Origin of the sequence: Streptomyces sp. NPDC007917 (assembly GCF_042959105.1) — a bacterium.
In the GTDB taxonomy this organism is placed as follows: Bacteria; Actinomycetota; Actinomycetes; order Streptomycetales; family Streptomycetaceae; genus Streptomyces.
Window position 1 is genome coordinate 238,696 of sequence record NZ_JBIBKK010000006.1, and the last position, 18,834, is coordinate 257,529.

The following is an 18,834-nucleotide window of genomic DNA, read 5'->3' on the forward strand; positions in this document are numbered from 1 at the left end:
CTCAGAAGCCCGGAGCGCCCTGGGCCTTGGCCACCTGGGCGAACTGGTCCTGCACCCACGTGGCGACCTGCTGCGGCGATTTCTTGCCGTAGATCATGTCTCCGAGGGCGAGGTGCAGATCGGGGGCGACGATGGCCTTGGCCTGGAACACCCCGATGGCCTTGGGCAACGCGGCGACCTGGTCCTTGGCGGTCTGCGGCAGCCCGTCGGGGGTCGGCACGGACGGCTCGACGGACGGGATCTTCATCGTCTTGATGTAGTCGGCGTAGTCGGGGCCGAGCCAGAAGGCGAGGAACTGGCGGGCGGCGTTCTGCCGCTTCTCGTCACCGGTCTTGAAGGCGACGACGCCGTTGGTCTGGTCCGGGGAGTACAGGCCGTCGGCGCTGGAGTTGGCGACGGGGAACCAGCCGAGTTTCTTGTCGATCTCGGCGGTGCTGTGCTTGGCCTGGATCTGGGTCTGGAAGGACGTGACGTTGAGGACCATGCCCGCGTCGCCGTTCCACAGGGCGTCGGCGGAGTCGGTGAAGGTCCCGGTCTTGTAGTTCTTCTGGGCGAGCCCGGCGCCGAGCAGCTTGTCCTTGTAGGTGGTGATCGCCTTGACGACGGTCGGGTCGGTCCACTTGTTCTCGTGTCTGTTGAGCCCGTCCCACCACTGCTTGTCCAGGTCGGTCAGCTGCACCTGGACCTGCCACTGCAGGGGCCACTTGTCGCCGCCCGCCTCGTAGAAGGGCGCGGTGCCCGGCACCTTGTCCTTGATGCGGTGGCCGAGGGCGAGCAGTTCCGCGTAGCTCTGGGGGAAGTCCTTCTCGGTGATGCCGGCCTTCTTGAAGACGTCCTTGTTGTAGTAGACGCCGAGCATGGCGGGGCTGGTGACGATGGCGGCGTAGCGCTTGCCGCCGATCACGCCCAGGCTCCGTTCGGTGTCGCCGAGCTTCGCCTCCCAGGGCTCTCCGTCGAGGGTGAGGAGGTTCCGCTGCGGCTGGATGAAGGGGAGGGTGGAGATGCTGGGCTGCCAGAACATCAGGTCCGGCCGGTCGCCCGCGGCGAGCTTGGTCGGCACGTTCTGCTCGTAGAGGTCGGGGATGGGCTGGGTGTCGACCTTGGCGCCGGTGGCCTTCTCGAAGGCCTCGATGACCTGCTTGGGGGCGTTGACCGTGTTCTGCGCGGTCCACATCGTCAGCTTGACGCCGTCGAGCCGGGCCGTGGGGTCGACCTTCGTCTTGGCCGCGCCGCCCGTGTCGTCGCCGCCCGCGGAGGTCGCGTCGCTGCAGGCGGTGGCGGTCAGGGCGGTGGCGCATATCAGCGCGAGGGCGGGGAGGACTCTTCTCATCGCGGTTCTCTGCCTCACTGCGTCGTCGGAGTGCGGGGGCGGGGGCGGGGGCGGGGCGGGCGTGCGCGGAGTGGGGGGTTACGCGAAGGGGGAGGCGTGGCGCTCAGCGGGGCGGCGGGCCTGAGCTCTCCCGGACGATCAGCTGGGGTACGGACACGGGGTGCGGGGCGACCGGCTCGGCCTGTTCGACCAGCCCGTACAGCAGCCCGAAGGCGGCCCGGCCAAGACCCGTGAAGTCCAGCCGCACGGTGGTCAGGGACGGGGTGAGATACGCGGAGTGCGGCGCGTCGTCGAATCCGGCCACGCTCACCTCGCCGGGGATCGCCCGGCCCGCCTCGTGCAGCGCGCGGATCACGCCGAGCGCCAGGTCGTCGTTGCCGCACAGGATCGCGGTGACCGACGGGTCGCGGGCCAGCTTCCGCGCCGCCCGGTAGCCGCTGGCCGGGTCCCAGCTGCCGGCCACCGGCCGCGGTTCGGGCGCCCCGGCCTCGCGCAGCGCGTCCCGCCAGCCCGCGGTGCGCTGGCCGGTGCGGCGGGTGCTGGAGGGGATCGCGACGTAGTGCACGGTCTCGTGGCCGAGGCCGAGCAGATGGCGGGTGGCGGCGCGGGCCGCCTCCCGGTCGTCGGTCCACACCCAGGGCCGGTGCTCGCCCGGCGGGCTCGCGGGGGTCTCCACGACGCCCACCACCGGCAGTTCCTCCGGGACCGCCGCCAGCGCCCGGACGCCCGCGGTGTCGTACGCCATCACGATCAGCCCGCCGCCGGTGTCGGCCGCGCGCTGCACCTCGGCGCGCACGGCGGCCTCGTCGGCGGTCTCCAGCACGCCGATCCCGACCGCGTAGGAGGAGGCGCGGGCGGCCTCCTCGATGCCCTGCAGGGTGGCGGCGTAGCCGTAGTGCGTGGTGTTGGCGGTCAGCACGGTGACCGAACGCGCGCGCCCGCTGGCCAGCGCGAGGGCGGTGGCGCTGCGGCGGAAGCCCAGCTCCTCGATGGCGGCGAGCACCCGCTCGCGGGTCGACGGCTTGACGCTCGGATGGTTGTTGATCACCCGGGAGACCGTCTGGTAGGAGACGCCCGCCGCACTCGCCACATCGCGGATTCCTGGCCGCCTTGTGTGACCGGTCACATTCATGCCAGGATTGTGACCGGTCACATAGGGGTCGTCAAGAGAAAGAACGCAACGGGAAATCACGGACGGACCAGGAGGGGACACGTTGACCGGTACGGCATCCGAGGTGGCGTCAGACGGCGCCCTGCAAGCGTTCACCTGGGGCCACGCGCGGCTCACGGCCCACTTCACGACGGGCCCCGACGGGGTGGTGCGGCTCGTACGGCTGACGATTCCGGACGGCGAAGGGACCTCTCCTGAAGGGCCTTCCCCCGAGGGACCCGGCGACCTCCACCCCGCCCCGCTGCCGCTCGTCGAGGTGCTGGCCCTCGGCCACGGCAGCGAATGGTCCGGGCAGCGCGGCATCGAGACGGCGCTGGGCGCCCGCCTGCGCCACCGGGGGCACCGGGCCGTGCGGGACATGCGGGACGGACAGGACTGGCACCGGCTGACGGTCGACCTCCACGACCCGGACTCCGGCCTGACCGCCGAGGTCCGGCTGTCCTCCCCCGACGGGCTGCCGGTGCTGCGCGGCGAGGTCCGGCTCACCAACGAGGGCACCGCTCCGCTGGTCGTCCAGGCCGTCACCAGCCTCACCCTCGGCGGGCTCCCCTCCCCCGACGCGCTCGATGTGCACCGCGCCCGCAACGACTGGCTCGCCGAGTGCCGCTGGGCGGGCGAACCCCTGCGCACCCGGATCGTCGACCTCAACCGGGACGCCCACCAGCACGACAGCCGCGCCGCCCTCGTCCTCCACAGCCGCGGCAGCTGGCCCTCCGACGGCCATCTGCCCATGGGCGCGCTCACCGACCGCACCACCGGCGACGCGTGGGTGTGGCAGATCGAGTCGCCGACCGGCTGGCGGTGGGAGACCGGGGAGCGGGCCCACGCCACGTACGCCGCGCTCCACGGGCCGACCGACGCCGAGCACCAGTGGCGCGAACGCCTCGCGCCCGGGGCGTCGTTCACCACCGTCCCCGCCGCGCTGGCGCTCGCCCGGGGCGGCGGACTCGATACGGCCCTGGCCCATCTCACCGCCTACCGCCGCGCCACCCGCCGCCCGCACCCGGACCACACCACCCTGCCCGTGGTGTTCAACGACTACATGAACACCCTCATGGGCGACCCCACCACCGAGCGCCTGCTGCCGCTGATCGAGGCCGCCGCCGAGGCCGGGGCCGAGTACTTCTGCATCGACTCCGGCTGGTACGACGACGACGCACAGGGCTGGTGGGACAGCGTCGGCGCATGGCAGCCCTCGGCCCGCCGCTTCCCCGGCGGCATCCAGGCCGTACTGGACCACATCCGCTCACGCGGCATGGTCCCGGGGCTCTGGCTGGAGCCGGAGGCCGTCGGCGTGCGCAGCCCCGTCGCCGCCGAACTGCCAGGCGACGCCTTCTTCCAGCGCGACGGGGTCCGCCTCACCGAACACGGCCGCCACCACCTCGATCTGCGCCACCCGGCCGCCCGCGCCCACCTCGACAAGACCGTCGACCGCATCGCCGGCGAATGGGGGGTCGGCTACCTCAAGCTCGACTACAACATCAGCGTGGCGCCGGGCACCGACTGGCACCCCGAGACCGGCCGCACCGCCCCCGGCGCGGGCCTCCTCGCCCACGCCCGCGCCTACCAGGACTGGCTGGCCGCCGCGCTCGACCGCCACCCCGGGCTCGTCATCGAGAACTGCGCCTCGGGCGGGATGCGGATGGACTGGTCCTCCGTGTCCATCACCCAGCTGCAGTCCACCAGCGACCAGCAGGACCCGCTCCGCTACCCGCCCATCGCCGCCTCGGCGCCCACGGCGGTGCCACCGGAGCAGGGCGCGGTATGGGCCTATCCGCAGCCCGAATTCACCGCCGACGAGATCGACTTCACCCTGGCGGGCGCCCTGCTGGGCCGCGTCCACCTCTCCGGCCACCTCGACCGGATGTCACCGCCCCAGCTGGCCCGGGTGCGGGGTGCCGTCGCGGCGTACCGGCGGGTGCGGGGCGAGCTCGCCGCGGGGCTGCCGTTCTGGCCGCTGGGACTGCCGGCGTGGGACGACGCCTGGGTGGCGCTGGGGGTGCGCGGCGGGGAGGCGACGTATGTGACGGTGTGGCGCCGGGAGGGCGGCCCGGCGAAGTGCACACTGCCGCTCGGGCACCTGGCGGGCCGTCGGGCGGAGGTCGAGGTACTGCACCCGGCGGCCGGGCCGGACGGCGAGGCGCGGTGGGACGCGGCGCGGGGCGAGCTGGCCGTGACGCTGCCGCGTACGCCGATGGCCCTGCTGGTCCGGCTGGAGCCCGCCGGGCCCGCCGGGCCCGCCGCCTAGAGGGCGCGCCGGGGCGGTCGCCGGACGGATCGGCTCATGCCGCCCGTCCGGCGCCCGGCTCCCGCGCCTGCTCCCGTTCGGCCGCGGCGCGCTGACGCGCCGCACCGGCGCCCTCAGTAGCCGCCGCCTCCGCCACAGCCGCTCCCGCAGGAGGCATGGCCGCCGCCGGAGTGGGAGCCCCAGCCCGAGGCCGACTCCGAGCCCGAATCCGGGCCCGTTCCCCGGTCGTCGTCATGGCCGTACTCGAACTCGAAGGCCCTGCCCAGGTCGAGCCGACTGGGGCTCACCACGGACGAGAACAGCACCGCCCCCTTGACGGCGGAGCGCAACCGCCCGTCCGGCAGGGCGGCGGGCCCGTCGAAAACGTACGCGGGGAGCGCCCCCTTCTCCTTGGCGGACTTCAACTCCCCTCTCCCCGCGAGCGTGAGGAGCTGCCGCCGACGGCTCAGCAGGCCCCACGAGGCGAGTCGGCGCCCGATCGCCTTCACCTCGGGGCCGGTGAGCACCTTGGTGGCCACCGACTCCGCGCGCCTGCCGATCGGGTGGCACAGCTCGATGAGAGCCCGCTCGACCGGGTGATCGGCCGGCTTTCCGGCCCTGAGCGCCCGCACCCGAGACCCGGCGAGCCTGACCGCACCGCGCTCGCGCAGCGCGATGAGGGCGGTCTGAACCACGCGCCGTGGCCCGCCCGCCAAGTAAGCGATGTCGTAGATGTTCAGTGTCAGCGGCGCCGCCGTGTCGCGGCGCCTGAAAATCATCCGCACAGGAATGCCCCCGTCCATCCCGCTGATTCCCCTACTGCCAGTATTGTCTGGTTGAGGCCTCGGGAATCCGGGGCGGCGCCACTTCAGAGGCGGACTTGAGGTTCAGCCTGAGACGGGCTGGTGGCTCGTCCGGCAGGCCGACGCGGAAGAGATGAACCTCGTTCTCGACGATGACCGCCAGCCAGGCGCCGTCGGGCGACCAGGCGAGGGACTGGGCTCTGATCCCGGGCTGTGTGCGGTCCTTCGTCGGGCGTCGCATGATCAGCTCACGGTCGGCGACCCGGTAGATGTCGGGTGTGCACTTCCGCTCGTCGTTCCAGTCCTCCGTCGCCACGGCCAGGTACGCGCCGTCCGGGCTCACCGCCAGCGCGTTCAGCCGGTCGCCCGGCACCGTCATGGTGTCCAGGATCGTGCCGGTGGCGGGCTCGATCACGTACACCTTCGAGGCGTGGGCCACGAACATCCGGGTCTCGTCCGCGCGGAATGCCACGTCCTGGACCCAGCCGGAGGACTCGTCACCGAGCCGTACGGTGCGATCGGGCGAGGACTGCCCGGAGACGAAGTCCACCCGGCCGCCGGCACCGTAATCGACCCGGAAGCAGCCGGTGCGCGAGCGTACGCGGCCCGGCTCCACCGGAGTGTCGGCCTCGGCGTCGGCGTCGAGGTCAAAGGCCCACGGGCGAACCTCGTCGACCTCGTCCTCCTTGAGCGTGACCACATGCCGCCCGGGCACCCACATGATGTCCCGGCCGGCCAGGACAGGTGACACGCGGAGCCGCTCGGACCGGTTGTCCATGTCGTACACGGTCAGTTCGCCGTCCTCGCTGGTGACAGCGAGAAAGCGGCCGTCGTCGGAGAAGGCCGTCACCACGATGTCGGGATAGTCGGAGCCGGCGAACGGTGTGAGGACGGCCTCCGGTTCCGTGAGATCCGGTACGTGCGGGGCGTCCTCGGCGCGCAACCGACGGGTTGGGTCCGGGTAGTACCCCGTCTCCCAGCTCAGGCCGGGCCGCAGATGCTCCAGCCAGCGTGGGTCGGTGACCTGGACCTCGTAGTCGGCCTGCACGAGCAGGTCCTCATCCGGCCAGCCGCCGTCCCGTTGGTGAATCCCCGCCTCCCAGAGGGCATCGATGTGCTCCCAGCCCTCGTCCGACAGCGGATGGTTGCGGACGGCGACACGTTCGACGCTCTCGACGAACCACCGGGCGTTCACGGCGACCCAGCCGTCGTCCTCGAGCTCCCGCCAGGTGAACAAGTCGCCGAGTGGGCCGCCCCTGTCGTCCGCGCTCTCCCACAGCAGCGACAGGAAGTAGCCGGGGTCTTGCGGCAGTTCGGCATGCCACCGGCGCTTGGCGTTGTAGTCGACGACGAAGACCCGGAATCCCACACGCCGCCGGTCGGGGGCCAGGGTCAGCACTCGCACGCCGTAGAAGGGGTGGATGGACAAAGGCTCTCCCTCGTCTCGACATCACAGGACGGGTCCGTGTGCGCCGACGTGCTTCAGGGCCGCGGCGTCCACGCCTTCAGCGTGGCAGGTGGGGACGTCAGGCCAACGCGTGTCCGTACCGGGCACTGAGCGAGGCGAGGTCCGGCTCACCGAACCGGGCGCGCAGGGCGTGGAACGCGTCGACCTTCTCCGTGCCGAACCGGACCACGTGCGCGGCATACGTGCCGAAGGAGACGAACGCCGGCGGAGTGGTCTTCGTGTGGAACTTGTCCGCGTACATCACCAGCTGTTCCTCCGCGGTCTCCGCCACGTAGTCGGCCACCGGCAGAGGCAGCTCCTGCCGCTCGACGTCGTGCCGCGTGAGCCCGACGCCCGTGTGGCAGGAACAGAAGCGACACAGCCGCTCGGGGAAGCCCTCCTCGCGCAGGATCGCGTGCCCCAGCACTCCGTGGCGGATGTAGTCGCCGGCCCGGAGCCGGCCCCCGTCGTCGTAGAGCCGGTAGACGCCGATGTCGTGGAGGAGGGCACCCGCGCGGACGAGGTCGGAGTCGAGCCGGTGTCCGTCGGCGGCCAGCAGCCGCTCAGCGACTTTCCAGACGATCTCGCAGTGCGTGTGCACGAGGTCGAACGCTTCCCGTGTCGGCGCGTACTTCTCGTGCAGCGCCCGCATCTCGCGGGCCGTCGGCAGGATCACGGCGGGAGCGTAGCAACCTCGGTTCGCAAGCCCCCGAGCCGCCTTGGGCTACACCGCCTCGGTCCGCCCCCGTCCGACGTCGCAGACCATCGCCCCGATCGTCGTCTTCATATTGCGGCGCAGCTGGTCCAGCCTGCCCTGCAGGATCGCCGTGGCGTTGGCGGGGTCGGCGCGTACGGCCGCCCGGGCTCCGCTGTCACCCGGGCCGTGTGTGAACGACTGGCGGACCACCGTCTGCTCGGGCCGCACGGCGGGGCGCAGGTCGTAGCGCCAGGCGGCGAAGGGTTCGTGGGTTTCCGGGTCGCCGCCGTACACGTCCCAGCCGAACGAGTACGGCCGGTCGGCGGCGGTGACCACGCACAGCACATGGGTGACCAAGCCGTCCGGGAACCGATTGCGCGCTTCGTACCGCGCGCCGACCTCCGGTGCGGTCCAGCCGTCCAGCCAGGCCGCGTGGGTGCACTCGGGGCTCCAGTCGCCGAAGCGCGAGAGATCCGTGATCGCGGCCCAGAGCTCGTCGACGGTCAGGTCGACGAGCAGTTCCACCTCGGCGCGGGCGCCGGTGACTCCATAGTCCTCATCCATGCCCGGGTAGACCGGCCGGGCGCCGAAAACTCATCGCGGTCGCGCGAGAGAGAGCCGATCAGTTTTGAAGAAGCCACGCACACCAGCGGCTTTCTAGTATCGATCTCGTTCCGCCGACCACGGCGGTGACACGGTCCGGAGGGAGACTGTCATGAGCGACACGAAGTTCACGGCCGAGGAGCGCGCCGCGATGAAGGAGCGTGGCCGGGAGGTGAAGGCGGCTCGCCGCGGCTCCACCAAGGCGGACGGCACGAGCGAGGTGCTGGCGAAGATCGCCGAGATGGAGGAGGGCGACCGTGCCCTGGCCGAGCGGATCCACGCCATCGTCACGGCGGCGGCGCCGGAGCTCACGCCCAAGCTCTGGTACGGGATGCCCGCGTACGCGAAGAACGGCAAGGTGCTCTGCTTCTTCCAGTGCTCCGCGAAGTTCAAGTCCCGCTATTCCACGCTCGGTTTCAGCGACCAGGCGAACCTGGACGAGGGGGCGATGTGGGCGTCCTCGTACGCGCTGACAGGGGAGCTGACGGCCGGCGACGAGGCGCGGATCACCGAGCTGGTGAAGCGGGCGGTGTGAGTGCGTCGCACAAGCGGCGGATGGCCGCATCGCACGGGCGAGCGCTCCCGCTGTCCCCGGTAAAGTGCCTGCCCCAGGGCCTGTGGACGAGCCGACTGACCGTCTGCTCGCTTGCTGGACCGCGGCTTTGACCGAACGGGGGTGGCAGTGGCACGGAACGCACAGCCGGGCGAGCTGATCGGAGGCCGCTACCGGCTGGTCTCCGACCTTGGCTCAGGAGGATTCGGGCGGGTCTGGAAGGCTCACGACGAGACCCTGCGCATCGACGTGGCGGTCAAGGAGCTGTGGCTGCCCACGTCGGTGTCGGAGACCGAGCAGGCCGAACGGCTGGCGCGCGCCGAGCGTGAGGCCCGCAACGCCGCCCGGCTGCGGGACCACCCGAACATCGTCGCGGTCCACGATGTCGTCATCGACAACGACCGCCCCTGGATCGTCATGCGGCTGGTCGACGGCTGCTCGCTGGAGAAGCGTCTCGCCGAGCACGGACCGCTGTCGGTGGAGGAGGCGGCGAACATCGCCGAGCGGCTGCTTGAGGCACTCGGCGCGGCACACGACGCGGGGATCGTGCACCGCGACGTCAAGCCGGCCAACGTCATGATCGCCTCGAACGGCGATGTCCTGCTCACCGATTTCGGGATCGCGGTCCACCACTCCGACACCGCCCTGACCGCCACCGGGGCGATCATCGGTTCGGTGGAGTACATGGCCCCAGAACGGGTGCGTGGCACCGACGGGCTGGCCTCCAGCGACCTGTTCTCCCTCGGAGTGACGCTGTACCAGGCCGTCGAGGGTGTCTCGCCGTTCCGCCGCGACACCCCCACCGGATCGCTGACGGCCGTCCTGTTCGACCAGGCGCCACCGCCCCGGCGGGCCGGGCGGCTCGCACCGCTCATCACGGGGCTGTTGGAGAAGGACCCGGACCGGCGCCCGACCGTAGCGGCGGCCCTGGCCTCGCTCCGCTCCCCCACAGCGGCCATGACCACGCAGACGGCTCACCGCTCGCCCCCACCTTTCCCTTCACGCCCCCGGCGCAGGACGGGGGCGCTCGTCGCCGTGGGCGCCTTGGTCCTGGCCTGCGTGGTGACGGGCTTGGTACTGGCATGGCCGTCCGGGGGGTCCGATGACAAGGCCGCCGGCAAGAAGGCGGGTGGCGGCAGCAGCAGTAACAGCGGCACCAAGGGCATCACGATCGGCCTGTCGATGCCGAACAAGGACTCCCAGCGGTGGACCACCGACGGCAACGCCATGAAGAAGCAGTTCGAGGCCAAGGGTTACAAGGTCGACCTCCAGTACGGCAATGGCGACGCCAATCAGCAGGCCTCCCAGCTCGACGACATGATCGCCAAGGGGCACAAGCTGCTGGTGGTCGCCCCGATCGACAGCTCCGCGCTGTCCGGCGTGCTGGAGCGGGCCAAGGAGGCGGACGTCAAGGTCATGGCGTACGACCGGCCGCTGTTGAACACCGACGCGGTCGACTGCTACGTCAGCTTCGACAACCGCGAGGCCGGCCGGCTGCAGGGCGACTTCATCGTCCGCAAGCTGGGGCTCGACAAGGGCGAGAAGGGCCCGTTCAACGTCGAGCTGTTCGCCGGTGCGGCCGCCGACCCGAACACCCCGTACTTCTTCAACGGCGCGATGGACACGCTCAAGCCGTACATCGACAAACACCAGATCGTGGTCCGCAGCGGCCAGACCGGGCTGAACCAGGTCACCACCGAACGCTGGGACGGCGCTCTCGCCCAGAAGCGGATGAACGACCTGCTCACCGAGTCGTACACCAAGGCCAGGGTCGACGCGGTGCTCTCGCCGTACGACGGCATGTCCCTCGGCATCCTCGCCTCGCTCAAGAGCGCCGGTTACGGCGGCGGGGACCGGCCGTATCCGATCGTCACCGGGCAGGACGCGGAGCTCGCCTCGGTCAAGTCGATCAACGAGGGCGAGCAGGCGCAGACCGTCTACAAGGACACCCGCAAGCTCGCCAAGGCCGCCGTGAAGACGGGCGACGCGATGCTGACGGGTGGCAAGCCGGGGGCCGACGCCACCGCGTCGTACGACAACGGCGAGAAGCAGGTCCCGTCCTCTCTGCTGACGCCGGTGAGCATCGACAAGTCCAACACCCGGCTCCTGGTGGAGGAGGGCTACTACACCGAGGCCGAGCTGGGACAGTAGAGCCCGCTCACGCCAGCCACTGGTCGTACGCCAGCTTGCAGACCAGCGAGACCACGACGACCACCAGCACCCCCCGGACGAACCCGCTCCCCCGCTTCAGCGCCATCCGCGCGCCCAGCATCCCGCCGCCCAGGTTGAACAGCGCGAGCAGCGCCGCCATCCGCCACAGGACCGTGCCCTGGACGGCGAAGGTGACCAGCGCGCCGAAGTTGGTGCAGACGTTGACGACCTTGGCGGTGGCGGAGGCCGTGACCAGGGTCATGTGGAGGGCGGCGACGAGGGCGATGACGAGGAAGGTGCCGGTCCCGGGGCCGATGAGGCCGTCGTAGAAGCCGATGCCGAGGCCGATGGCGAGGATCGCGGCCAGGACGCGCTGCCTGGTCAGGGGCTCCGCGGGGGCCGGGGCGGTGCCGAAGGCCGGGCGGAGGAGGACGAACGCGAGGACGGCCAGCAGGACCACCATGATCAGCGGACGCAGCACGGCGCTGTTGATGCCGGAGGCGAGGAAGGCGCCCGCGAGGGAGCCGGCGACGGCGGCGGCGCCGATGCGCGTGGCGAGCCGTATGTCGAGCGGGGTCCTGCGGGTGTAGGTGATGGCGGCGCCGGTCGTGCCGACGATGGCGATCGCCTTGTTGGTGCCGAGGATGTAGGTGGGCTGGTAGTGCGGCAGTCCGACCAGCATGGCGGGCAGCAGGAGGAGGCCCCCGCCTCCCACTACGGCGTCGATCCAGCCGGCACCGGCCGCGGCCAGGCAGAGCAGGAGCAACGTCACCAGCGGTATGTCAGGCATGATCAGCAGCCTAGAGCCGCCCGGAAACCCGGCCGGAGCCAGGCCCGGTCCCAGGCCCGGGACCGCCGGCCCCACGGCGGAACCCTGACCCTCCACACCAGCCCGCGGGGAGGGGCCCGGGTGCTGCTGCGGCTGCCGTGTGAGAAGAGACTTTGACAACTACCGGAACAGACTGATCGGTTGGTCAGTAGTATCTGCCCGTTCTTGGCCGCATCGCGGGTGGAGGTGTACGAAGGTGTTGTCCGGGACGGCGGCCGTGATCGCCGTCGCGTCCGCTCTGCTGGTGCTGACGGTGCTGGCGGGCTCGTTATGGGTCGCCAGGCTGCGCACAGCGGTCGCGCGGGCGCGTACGGCGGCCGAGCGGGAGCGGGCCGCCGCCGCTGAGGCGCGGGCCGAAGCGGAACGGGAACGGGGCGTCGCGGCCGAGCGGGGCGAGGAGGTGGCCCGGCTGTCCGCCGTACGGGCCGAGCTGGACGAGGCGGCCCGCCGGGAGCGTCATCTGCGCGACTCCGTCCAGGCGTCGTTCGAGTCCGTGGCCAGGAACGTGCACGCCATGGCGGTGGTGCAGCAGCAGGTGCTCGACGGCCTCGAACAGCGCATCAGTGAGGCGGCCTTGATGGCCGAGGTGATGAAGGCCGACCACGCCGCGGCCCAGATGACCCGCAAGGCGCAGACCCTGATGGTGATGTGCGGGATCTGGCCCGCGCGGCGCGAGACCCGGCCGGTGACGCTCTTCGACTGTGTGCGCGGCGCGCAGTCGCGGATCGTGGAGTTCGGGCGGGTGGATGTGCACGGCGGCCAGACGCTGTACGTGGTGGCGCCCGCGGTCGAGGGCCTGATGCACGCGATCGCCGAACTCCTGGAGAACGCCACGGTCTTCTCCCCCTCGCGCACCCAGGTCATGGTCTCCATCCGGGAGGTCGCCGCGGGCGCCGTCGTCGAGATCGACGACGCGGGGCTCGGTATGCCGCCCGATGTGCTGGAGCAGGCCGTCGCCCAGCTGCGGGACGGGCTTGACCTGGCCGAGCTGGGGGCGGTGCCGCGGCTTGGGCTCGCGTGTGTCGGGCGGTGGTCGCGGGAGCTGGGGTTCAGCGTGGAGCTGTCGACGGCCTCGGCGTACGGCGGGACGCGGGTGGTGGTCTTCGTGCCGCACCGGCTGCTGGGCGGGGGCGGCGAGCCGGTCGTGGACGCGGAGCCGGTCGTCATCGAGCCCCTGACCGCCCCCGTCGCGCCCGCACCCGCGCTCGGCGGTCCCGGCTCCGGGGCTGATCCCGGACCCGGGGCTGATCCCGGACCCGGGAGCGGACCCGCCGGTTCCGGTCTGCCGCAGCGGCGCAACCGCCGCCGTACGAACCCGAAGGCGCCCGCCCCCGGGCCCGGTTCCGCCGCGCCCACCGGCGACCCGTGGACCCCCGAGGCCGCCCGCGCCTCCATCGCCAGCATCGTCTCCGGCACCCGTCGCGGGCGCGCGGAGGTGGCCGAATCCGACCAACAGGACCGAGCGGATCGAGAAGGAGGCCGGTAGTGGCCGGAACCATATCCAGGCTGCCGGACGTTGGATGGATGCTGCGTCCGCTGACGCAGATCCCGGGCGTGCGGCATGCCGTCGTCGTCTCGGAGGACGGTCTGCGCATGGGTCACGGCTCCGCGGAGGGGCTGACGGGGGAGGTGCCCCGGCTGGGCGTGGCGGAGGCCGAGTCGCTGGCCGCCGCCTGCGCGGCCCTCACGGTGACCGGGCAGTCCACGGCGGCACTGTTATTCGGGGACGATGCCGGGGTGCGGCAGCTGATGGTCGAGTCCGACAGGGGATTCGTGCTGTTCACCTCGGCCGGCCAGGGGGCGTCCCTGGGCGTGGCCACCGATACGGAAGCGGATGTCGGTCTGGTGGCCCAGCAGATGCAGCTGCTGGTGGCGAAGATCGGCGCCCATCTGAGCAGCCGTCCTCGGGAGCCGATGACCTCGACGTCATGAGCGAGCCCCGCGAGGAACGGACCACCCCGGCCGTGCGGCCCTATGTGATCACACGTGGCCGCGCGGGTTCCTCACGGGACGGTCTGCCGTGGGAGACGCTGGTCATGGCCTCGGGAAGCGCGCCGCCCCCGGATCTGCAGCCGGAGTACCGGCGGATCGTCGACTTCTGCCAGGGTCTGCTGTCGGTGGCGGAGGTGGCCGCGCACCTCGGCCAGCCGCCGGCCGTGGTGCAGGTGCTGCTGTCAGATCTCATCGACTGGGGGCATATCGTGGCGCGTCCGCCCGTCCGGGCCGTCGAGCGTACCGATAGGGACTTGCTGAGGAAGGTGCTCGATGGGCTTGAGAGCAAGCTCTGAGATCGCGGACGGAGCGGACGGCGGGGATGACAGGAACGGTGTGCACGAGGTGGACGATGTGCACGACGAAGATGACAAGGGTGACGGGGACAACATGGCCGACATGAATGACGCGGACGACTCGGCCGACGCGTACGACGCCGACGATCTGGCCGGCACACCCGTCATGTATGTGCAGTCCAGCGTGTCCGGCGCGGCCAAGATCCTGGTCGTCGGCCCCATGGGCGTCGGCAAGACCACGCTGATCGGCACGGTCTCGGAGATCAAACCGCTGTCGACCGAGGCGACCATGACCCAGGCGGGCGCCCGGCTCGACACCGCCGTACGGCCGTCCAAGGTCACGACCACGGTGGCGCTGGACTTCGGGCGGATCACGCTCGGCGGCGAGTTGGTGCTCTATCTGTTCGGCACTCCGGGGCAGCAGCGTTTTCTACCCGCGTGGAAGGACCTGGCGCGCGGCGCCCTGGGCGCGCTCGCGCTGGTCGACACCCGCGATCTGGAGGCCTCCTTCGACGCCATCGGGCATCTGGAGGACCTGGACGTCCCCTTCTCCGTCGCGGTCAACTCCTTCCCCGACAGCGTGCTGCACAGCGAGGACGATCTGCGCTCGGCGCTCGATCTGCTCCCCCACACACCGCTGGTCATCTGCGACGCGCGGGAGCACAAGTCCTCGGTCAAGGCGCTGATCTCGTTGGTCACCCACCTCATAGAGACCGTCGCGGAGCCGTCGTGACGGTCGGTGGGGCAGAGGGGCAAGAGGGCGCGCTGCCGGCCCCGGTGCCGCTGTACGGGCCGGCGCCGGCCGGCGACATGCCCGCGCTGTACGAGCGGATGCGCCGCGAGCACGGCCCGGTCGTGCCCGTCGCCATCGCGCCCGGTATCGAGGCGTGGCTGGTGCTCGGCCACCGCGAGCTGCTTCATCTGACCCGCGACGAGCAGTACTTCTCCCACGACCCCAGGCGCTGGACCCCGCTGCGCGACGGCCGGGTGCCGCCCGACTCGCCGCTGATCCCGCTGGTCGGCTGGCGCCCGGCGCTGCTGTTCGCCGACGGTCAACAGCACCGCCGGATGCGCTCGGCGGTCGCCGAGGCGCTGGGCCGGCTCGACGGGCACGAGCTGATCCGCAGGGTGCGGGCCACCGCCGAGCGGCTGATCGCCGGGTTCGCGGACCGGCACGAGGCGGATCTGGTGCCGCAGTACGCGCGGATGCTCCCGCTGCAGGTCGTCACCCAGATCCTGGGCCTGGACGAGGAGCGCGGGCCGCGGCTTGTCGAGGCGATCGCCGCCATCGTCAACCCCACCGCCGCCGCCACCGGCGCCAACCGGCGCATGGGCTCCCTCCTGCTGGAGCTGATCGAGCAGAAGAAGCGGCGGCCGGGCGCGGATGTGACCTCCTGGCTGCTGGAGCACCCGGTCGGCCTCACCGACCAGGAAGTGCTGCACAACCTCGTCGTGATCATCGTGGCGGGGAACCAGACGACCGTGAACTGGATCGCCGACACCGTACGCATCCTCCTCACCGACCCGGGCTTCCGCTCCTCCCTGGCCCGCGGGCACCTCACCGTCGACGACGCGCTGGACCTGGTGCTGTGGCGCCATCCGCCCACCGCCAACTTCCCCGGCCGCTACGCCACCCGCGACCTGCGCTTCGGCGGACAGCACATCCGCGCCGGGGACATGCTCATCCTGGGCCTGGCGGGGGCCAACGCCGACCCCGAGGTGCTGCCCGAGGACGGCCGCCCGGTCGTCGGCAACCGCTCGCACCTCGCCTTCGGCGCCGGCCCGCACACCTGCCCGGCGCGGGACCCGGCGCGGCTGATCGCCCGGACCGCCGTGGACACGCTCCGGCACCGGCTGCCCGACCTCGAACTCGCCGTACCGGAGGACCAGCTGGTCTGGATCACCTCGCCCTGGTCGCAGAACCTGGCCGGGCTGCCGGTGCGGTTCACCGCCCCGCAGCTCGCGGCGGGCCCGGGGACGGCCAACCACCCCGCGGACTCAGGAGACTTATGATGACCGACGCGCCCGGCGGCCAGTGCCCCGTGCCGCACGCCGCCCCGGCCCCCCATCGGCTGGACCCCACCGGGGCCGGTCAGCACACGGTCAACGAACGGCTGCGGGAGCACGCGGCCGCGGTCCCGGTCCTGCTGCCCGGCGAGGTCACGGCCTACGCCATCACCCGCCACGACGAGCTCAAGGACTTCACCACCCACCCCGACGTCGCCAAGGACGCCCGCCACTTCGCCGCGCTGCAAGGCGGTGAGATCCCGCCCGGCTGGCCGCTCGCCACCTTCGCCACCGTACGGGGCATGACCACCGCCGACGGCGCGGACCACAAGCGGCTGCGGTCCCTGGTCACGCGGGCGTTCACGCCGCGCCGGGTGGAGGCGCTGCGCCCCACCGTCGAGGAGCTGACCGGCTCCCTCCTGGACCGGCTGGCCGAGGCCGCCGCGAAGGCCCCCGACGGCGTGGTCGACCTGCGCCGCCACTTCGCGCTGCCGCTTCCCATGGGGGTGATCTGCCGGCTGCTCGGCGTCGGCCCCGAGCACCAGGACCGGCTGCACGCCCTCTCCAACGACATCGTCGGCACCCGCACCGCCCCCGAGCGGGCGCTGGCCGCCAACCGCGAGATGATCGCCGTCCTGGGGCAGGTGGCCGCCACGCGGCTGCGCTCCCCCGGCGACGATCTGACCAGCGCGCTGATAGCCGCGCGCGAGGAGAACGGCGACCGGCTCAGCGAGGAAGAGCTCATCGGCACCCTGCTGCTGATGATCATCGCGGGGCACGAGACCACGCTCAACCTGATCACCAACGCCGTGCGGGCGCTGTGCGCCCACCGCGACCAGCTGGAGCTGGTGCGCTCCGCCAAAGCGTCCTGGGGCGATGTGGTCGAGGAGACCCTGCGCTACGACAGCCCCGTCAGCCTCTTCCCCTTCCGCTACCCGACCCGCGACCTGACCGTCGGCGACACGGTCATCCCCCAGGGCGCCCCCGTCCTCGTCTCCTACACCTCCGCCGGGCGCGACCCGCGCGCCCACGGCACGGACGCCGACCGCTTCGACATCACCCGCCACACCCGCCCCGGCGCCGTCCGCCATCTGTCCTTCGGCCACGGCGCGCACTACTGCCTCGGCGCGCCCCTGGCCCGTATGGAGGCCACGATCGCCCTCGACGCGCTGTTCACCCGCTTCCCCGGTCTTGACCTGGCCGTCCCCGACGACGCGCTCGTCCCGCACCCCAGCTTCGTCGGAAACAGCCCCCAGGAGCTTCCGCTGCGGCTGGGTCCCGCGGCTCACAGCGGCTGACGGGGCGCGCTGAGGGCAGCGTTGCTTCAGGGAAACGGCGAGGATGCGGCCGGGTAACAGGCACCCCGCACGCTTCCTGGCATGAGGTCGTACAGGGAGCCCGGCAGCGGCCGGCGGGTGGTGATCGTCGGCGGCGGCATGGCCGGAACGCGGCTGGCGCAGCAGCTCGCCGCGACGGCCGCCGACGGCTCCGACAGCGCTCTCGATGTGATGGTCATCGGCGAGGAGCCGCACCCGGCGTACAACCGTGTGCTGCTCGCCGAAGTCCTCGCCGGGCGGTACGCCCCCGAGGTCATCGCCCTCCCGGCCCCTGCCGCCGGCCGCCGGTTCCGCGGCGTGCGCGCGGTCAGGCTCGACCGGGACCCGGGGGAAGTGGTGTGCGACGACGGGCGCCGCGTCCCGTACGACGCGCTGGTGCTGGCCACCGGCTCCAACCCGGTGCTGCCCCCGCTGCGCGGGCTCTTCGAGCCCCACGGCCACGACCTGCCGGACGGCGTCCACGCCTTCCGGACCATGGACGACTGCCTGGCCCTCGGCGCGGCCCTCCGCCCCGGCGTCCGCGCCACCGTCATCGGCGGCGGCCTCCTCGGCGTCTCCGCGGCGCGGGCCCTGGCGCAGCGCGGCGCCCAGGTCGTCCTCGCCCACCAGGGCGAACACCTCATGGAACGGCAGCTGGACACCGGGGCCGCGCAGATGCTGCGGCGCCATGTGGAGGCGCTGGGCGTGGAGGTCCACACGGAGTGCCGGGTGCGGGGCCTGCGCACGCGGTCCGTGTCCGCGTCCGGCGGCGGGCGCGCCGTGACCGCGGTGGAGCTGGCGGACGGGTACGCCCTCGAGTCCGACCTCGTCGTCCTCGCCTGCGGCGTCCGGCCCCGCGTGGGCCTGGCCCGCGCGGCGGGGCTCGACGTGGCGCGCGGTGTCGTCGTGGACGACCAGCTGCGCACGAGCGACCCGCGGATCTTCGCGATCGGCGACTGCGCGGAGCACAACGGCGTTCTCTACGGCCTGGCGGGCCCGGCCCAGGACCAGGCGGACGTCCTGGCACATGTTGTGGGCGATCGTGCCGCGGGCGGGAACGGGTGGGCACAACCCGGCCACCGGGCCGCGGACGGCGACGAGACCGGCCCCCGCTACACGGGAAGCCGCGCCCTCACCCGGCTCACGCTCAACGCCGCCTCCGCGGCCAACCCCCTCGACCTCGCCGCGTTCGGCGAGACGACCCCCGCCCCCGGCGACGACGTCGTGCATCTGGCCGACGCCACACGGAACGCGTACCGCAAGGTCGTGGTCCGTGGGGACCGTCTCGTCGGGGGGATTCTGCTCGGCGATCTCGGCAGCGTCGGCGCGCTCGCCCGCACGTGGGAGGGTGACGAGCCGCTCCCCTCCGCCCCCTTGCTCCACCTGCTGACCAACGATGGAGGCTCCTGACG

At 72.1% G+C, this 18,834-nt stretch carries 17 protein-coding genes and 1 pseudogene; 11 read left to right on the top strand and 7 right to left on the bottom strand.

What is annotated here, in order from left to right:
* Position 1: 1 nt before the first annotated feature.
* Both ACFZDL_RS13885 and ACFZDL_RS13890 read right to left on the bottom strand, forming a co-directional pair.
* The gene (locus ACFZDL_RS13885; RefSeq protein WP_353589327.1) at positions 2 to 1,330 is read right to left on the bottom strand and encodes an ABC transporter substrate-binding protein; all 1,329 of its coding nucleotides are present in this window, start codon (positions 1,328 to 1,330) and stop codon (positions 2 to 4) included.
* Positions 1,331 to 1,433: 103 nt separating this feature from the next.
* Positions 1,434 to 2,462: a LacI family DNA-binding transcriptional regulator gene (locus tag ACFZDL_RS13890; RefSeq protein WP_353589329.1), complete on the bottom strand. Its 1,029-nt coding sequence runs from the start codon at positions 2,460 to 2,462 to the stop codon at positions 1,434 to 1,436.
* Positions 2,463 to 2,544: 82 nt separating this feature from the next.
* On the opposite strand from ACFZDL_RS13890, the gene ACFZDL_RS13895 reads away from it, so the two are divergent.
* Positions 2,545 to 4,749: an alpha-galactosidase gene (locus ACFZDL_RS13895; protein WP_353589331.1), complete on the top strand. Its 2,205-nt coding sequence runs from the start codon at positions 2,545 to 2,547 to the stop codon at positions 4,747 to 4,749.
* 113 nt (positions 4,750 to 4,862) lie between these two features.
* Here ACFZDL_RS13895 and ACFZDL_RS13900 read toward each other — a convergent pair whose 3' ends face one another.
* The 4 genes from ACFZDL_RS13900 to ACFZDL_RS13915 form a co-directional block, all read right to left on the bottom strand.
* Complete coding sequence (locus tag ACFZDL_RS13900) at positions 4,863 to 5,507, bottom strand: TIGR04222 domain-containing membrane protein (protein ID WP_353589332.1); 645 nt, start codon at positions 5,505 to 5,507, stop codon at positions 4,863 to 4,865.
* A gap of 37 nt (positions 5,508 to 5,544) precedes the next feature.
* Complete coding sequence (locus ACFZDL_RS13905; RefSeq protein WP_353589334.1) at positions 5,545 to 6,960, bottom strand: hypothetical protein; 1,416 nt, start codon at positions 6,958 to 6,960, stop codon at positions 5,545 to 5,547.
* 97 nt (positions 6,961 to 7,057) lie between these two features.
* Entirely contained in the window at positions 7,058 to 7,654 is a 597-nt protein-coding gene (locus ACFZDL_RS13910) for an HD domain-containing protein (protein ID WP_353589336.1), read from the bottom strand.
* A gap of 48 nt (positions 7,655 to 7,702) precedes the next feature.
* The gene (locus ACFZDL_RS13915) at positions 7,703 to 8,239 is read right to left on the bottom strand and encodes an SRPBCC family protein (protein ID WP_353589337.1); all 537 of its coding nucleotides are present in this window, start codon (positions 8,237 to 8,239) and stop codon (positions 7,703 to 7,705) included.
* 151 nt (positions 8,240 to 8,390) lie between these two features.
* On the opposite strand from ACFZDL_RS13915, the gene ACFZDL_RS13920 reads away from it, so the two are divergent.
* The 3 genes and pseudogenes from ACFZDL_RS13920 to ACFZDL_RS13930 all read left to right on the top strand — a co-directional run bounded on the left by ACFZDL_RS13920 (position 8,391) and on the right by ACFZDL_RS13930 (position 10,982).
* The gene (locus ACFZDL_RS13920; protein ID WP_353589339.1) at positions 8,391 to 8,813 is read left to right on the top strand and encodes a DUF1801 domain-containing protein; all 423 of its coding nucleotides are present in this window, start codon (positions 8,391 to 8,393) and stop codon (positions 8,811 to 8,813) included.
* Positions 8,814 to 8,960: 147 nt separating this feature from the next.
* Positions 8,961 to 9,752, top strand: a pseudogene (locus ACFZDL_RS13925) (serine/threonine-protein kinase); the annotation flags it as partial.
* A 36-nt stretch (positions 9,753 to 9,788) separates the two neighbouring features.
* Entirely contained in the window at positions 9,789 to 10,982 is a 1,194-nt protein-coding gene (locus ACFZDL_RS13930; protein WP_391191198.1) for a substrate-binding domain-containing protein, read from the top strand.
* Between the two features lie 7 nt (positions 10,983 to 10,989).
* Here the strand turns inward: ACFZDL_RS13930 and ACFZDL_RS13935 are convergent, their stop codons facing one another.
* A complete protein-coding gene (locus ACFZDL_RS13935) occupies positions 10,990 to 11,772 on the bottom strand; it encodes a TSUP family transporter (RefSeq protein WP_353589343.1) in 783 nt (260 codons plus the stop codon).
* A gap of 235 nt (positions 11,773 to 12,007) precedes the next feature.
* On the opposite strand from ACFZDL_RS13935, the gene ACFZDL_RS13940 reads away from it, so the two are divergent.
* The 7 genes from ACFZDL_RS13940 (at position 12,008) to ACFZDL_RS13970 (ending at position 18,832) form a co-directional block, all read left to right on the top strand.
* The gene (locus tag ACFZDL_RS13940) at positions 12,008 to 13,297 is read left to right on the top strand and encodes an ATP-binding protein (protein WP_353589345.1); all 1,290 of its coding nucleotides are present in this window, start codon (positions 12,008 to 12,010) and stop codon (positions 13,295 to 13,297) included.
* Positions 13,297 to 13,743: a roadblock/LC7 domain-containing protein gene (locus ACFZDL_RS13945; protein ID WP_353589346.1), complete on the top strand. Its 447-nt coding sequence runs from the start codon at positions 13,297 to 13,299 to the stop codon at positions 13,741 to 13,743. Before ACFZDL_RS13940 ends, ACFZDL_RS13945 begins: the two co-directional genes overlap by 1 nt.
* A complete protein-coding gene (locus ACFZDL_RS13950; RefSeq protein ID WP_353589348.1) occupies positions 13,740 to 14,099 on the top strand; it encodes a DUF742 domain-containing protein in 360 nt (119 codons plus the stop codon). Before ACFZDL_RS13945 ends, ACFZDL_RS13950 begins: the two co-directional genes overlap by 4 nt.
* Positions 14,100 to 14,265: 166 nt before the next feature.
* The gene (locus tag ACFZDL_RS13955) at positions 14,266 to 14,832 is read left to right on the top strand and encodes an ATP/GTP-binding protein (RefSeq protein ID WP_353589747.1); all 567 of its coding nucleotides are present in this window, start codon (positions 14,266 to 14,268) and stop codon (positions 14,830 to 14,832) included.
* 77 nt (positions 14,833 to 14,909) lie between these two features.
* Positions 14,910 to 16,112, top strand: coding sequence for a cytochrome P450 (locus tag ACFZDL_RS13960; RefSeq protein WP_353589749.1), 1,203 nt, complete (start codon positions 14,910 to 14,912; stop codon positions 16,110 to 16,112).
* The gene (locus ACFZDL_RS13965; protein ID WP_353589350.1) at positions 16,112 to 17,404 is read left to right on the top strand and encodes a cytochrome P450; all 1,293 of its coding nucleotides are present in this window, start codon (positions 16,112 to 16,114) and stop codon (positions 17,402 to 17,404) included. Before ACFZDL_RS13960 ends, ACFZDL_RS13965 begins: the two co-directional genes overlap by 1 nt.
* Before the next feature lie 81 nt (positions 17,405 to 17,485).
* The gene (locus ACFZDL_RS13970) at positions 17,486 to 18,832 is read left to right on the top strand and encodes an FAD-dependent oxidoreductase (protein ID WP_353589352.1); all 1,347 of its coding nucleotides are present in this window, start codon (positions 17,486 to 17,488) and stop codon (positions 18,830 to 18,832) included.
* The last annotated feature ends 2 nt before the right edge of the window (positions 18,833 to 18,834 follow it).

Excerpts from the sequence above, each read along its gene's own strand:
- ACFZDL_RS13885 (WP_353589327.1), bottom strand. The coding sequence starts at position 1,330 with ATGAGAAGAGTCCTCCCCGCCCTCGCGCTGATATGCGCCACCGCCCTG.
- ACFZDL_RS13890 (WP_353589329.1), bottom strand. The coding sequence starts at position 2,462 with ATGAATGTGACCGGTCACACAAGGCGGCCAGGAATCCGCGATGTGGCG.
- ACFZDL_RS13900 (WP_353589332.1), bottom strand. The coding sequence starts at position 5,507 with ATGATTTTCAGGCGCCGCGACACGGCGGCGCCGCTGACACTGAACATC.
- ACFZDL_RS13915 (WP_353589337.1), bottom strand. The coding sequence starts at position 8,239 with ATGGATGAGGACTATGGAGTCACCGGCGCCCGCGCCGAGGTGGAACTG.
- ACFZDL_RS13920 (WP_353589339.1), top strand. The coding sequence starts at position 8,391 with ATGAGCGACACGAAGTTCACGGCCGAGGAGCGCGCCGCGATGAAGGAG.
- ACFZDL_RS13930 (WP_391191198.1), top strand. The coding sequence starts at position 9,789 with ATGACCACGCAGACGGCTCACCGCTCGCCCCCACCTTTCCCTTCACGC.
- ACFZDL_RS13935 (WP_353589343.1), bottom strand. The coding sequence starts at position 11,772 with ATGCCTGACATACCGCTGGTGACGTTGCTCCTGCTCTGCCTGGCCGCG.
- ACFZDL_RS13950 (WP_353589348.1), top strand. The coding sequence starts at position 13,740 with ATGAGCGAGCCCCGCGAGGAACGGACCACCCCGGCCGTGCGGCCCTAT.
- ACFZDL_RS13955 (WP_353589747.1), top strand. The coding sequence starts at position 14,266 with ATGTATGTGCAGTCCAGCGTGTCCGGCGCGGCCAAGATCCTGGTCGTC.
- ACFZDL_RS13960 (WP_353589749.1), top strand. The coding sequence starts at position 14,910 with ATGCCCGCGCTGTACGAGCGGATGCGCCGCGAGCACGGCCCGGTCGTG.
- ACFZDL_RS13965 (WP_353589350.1), top strand. The coding sequence starts at position 16,112 with ATGACCGACGCGCCCGGCGGCCAGTGCCCCGTGCCGCACGCCGCCCCG.
- ACFZDL_RS13970 (WP_353589352.1), top strand. The coding sequence starts at position 17,486 with ATGAGGTCGTACAGGGAGCCCGGCAGCGGCCGGCGGGTGGTGATCGTC.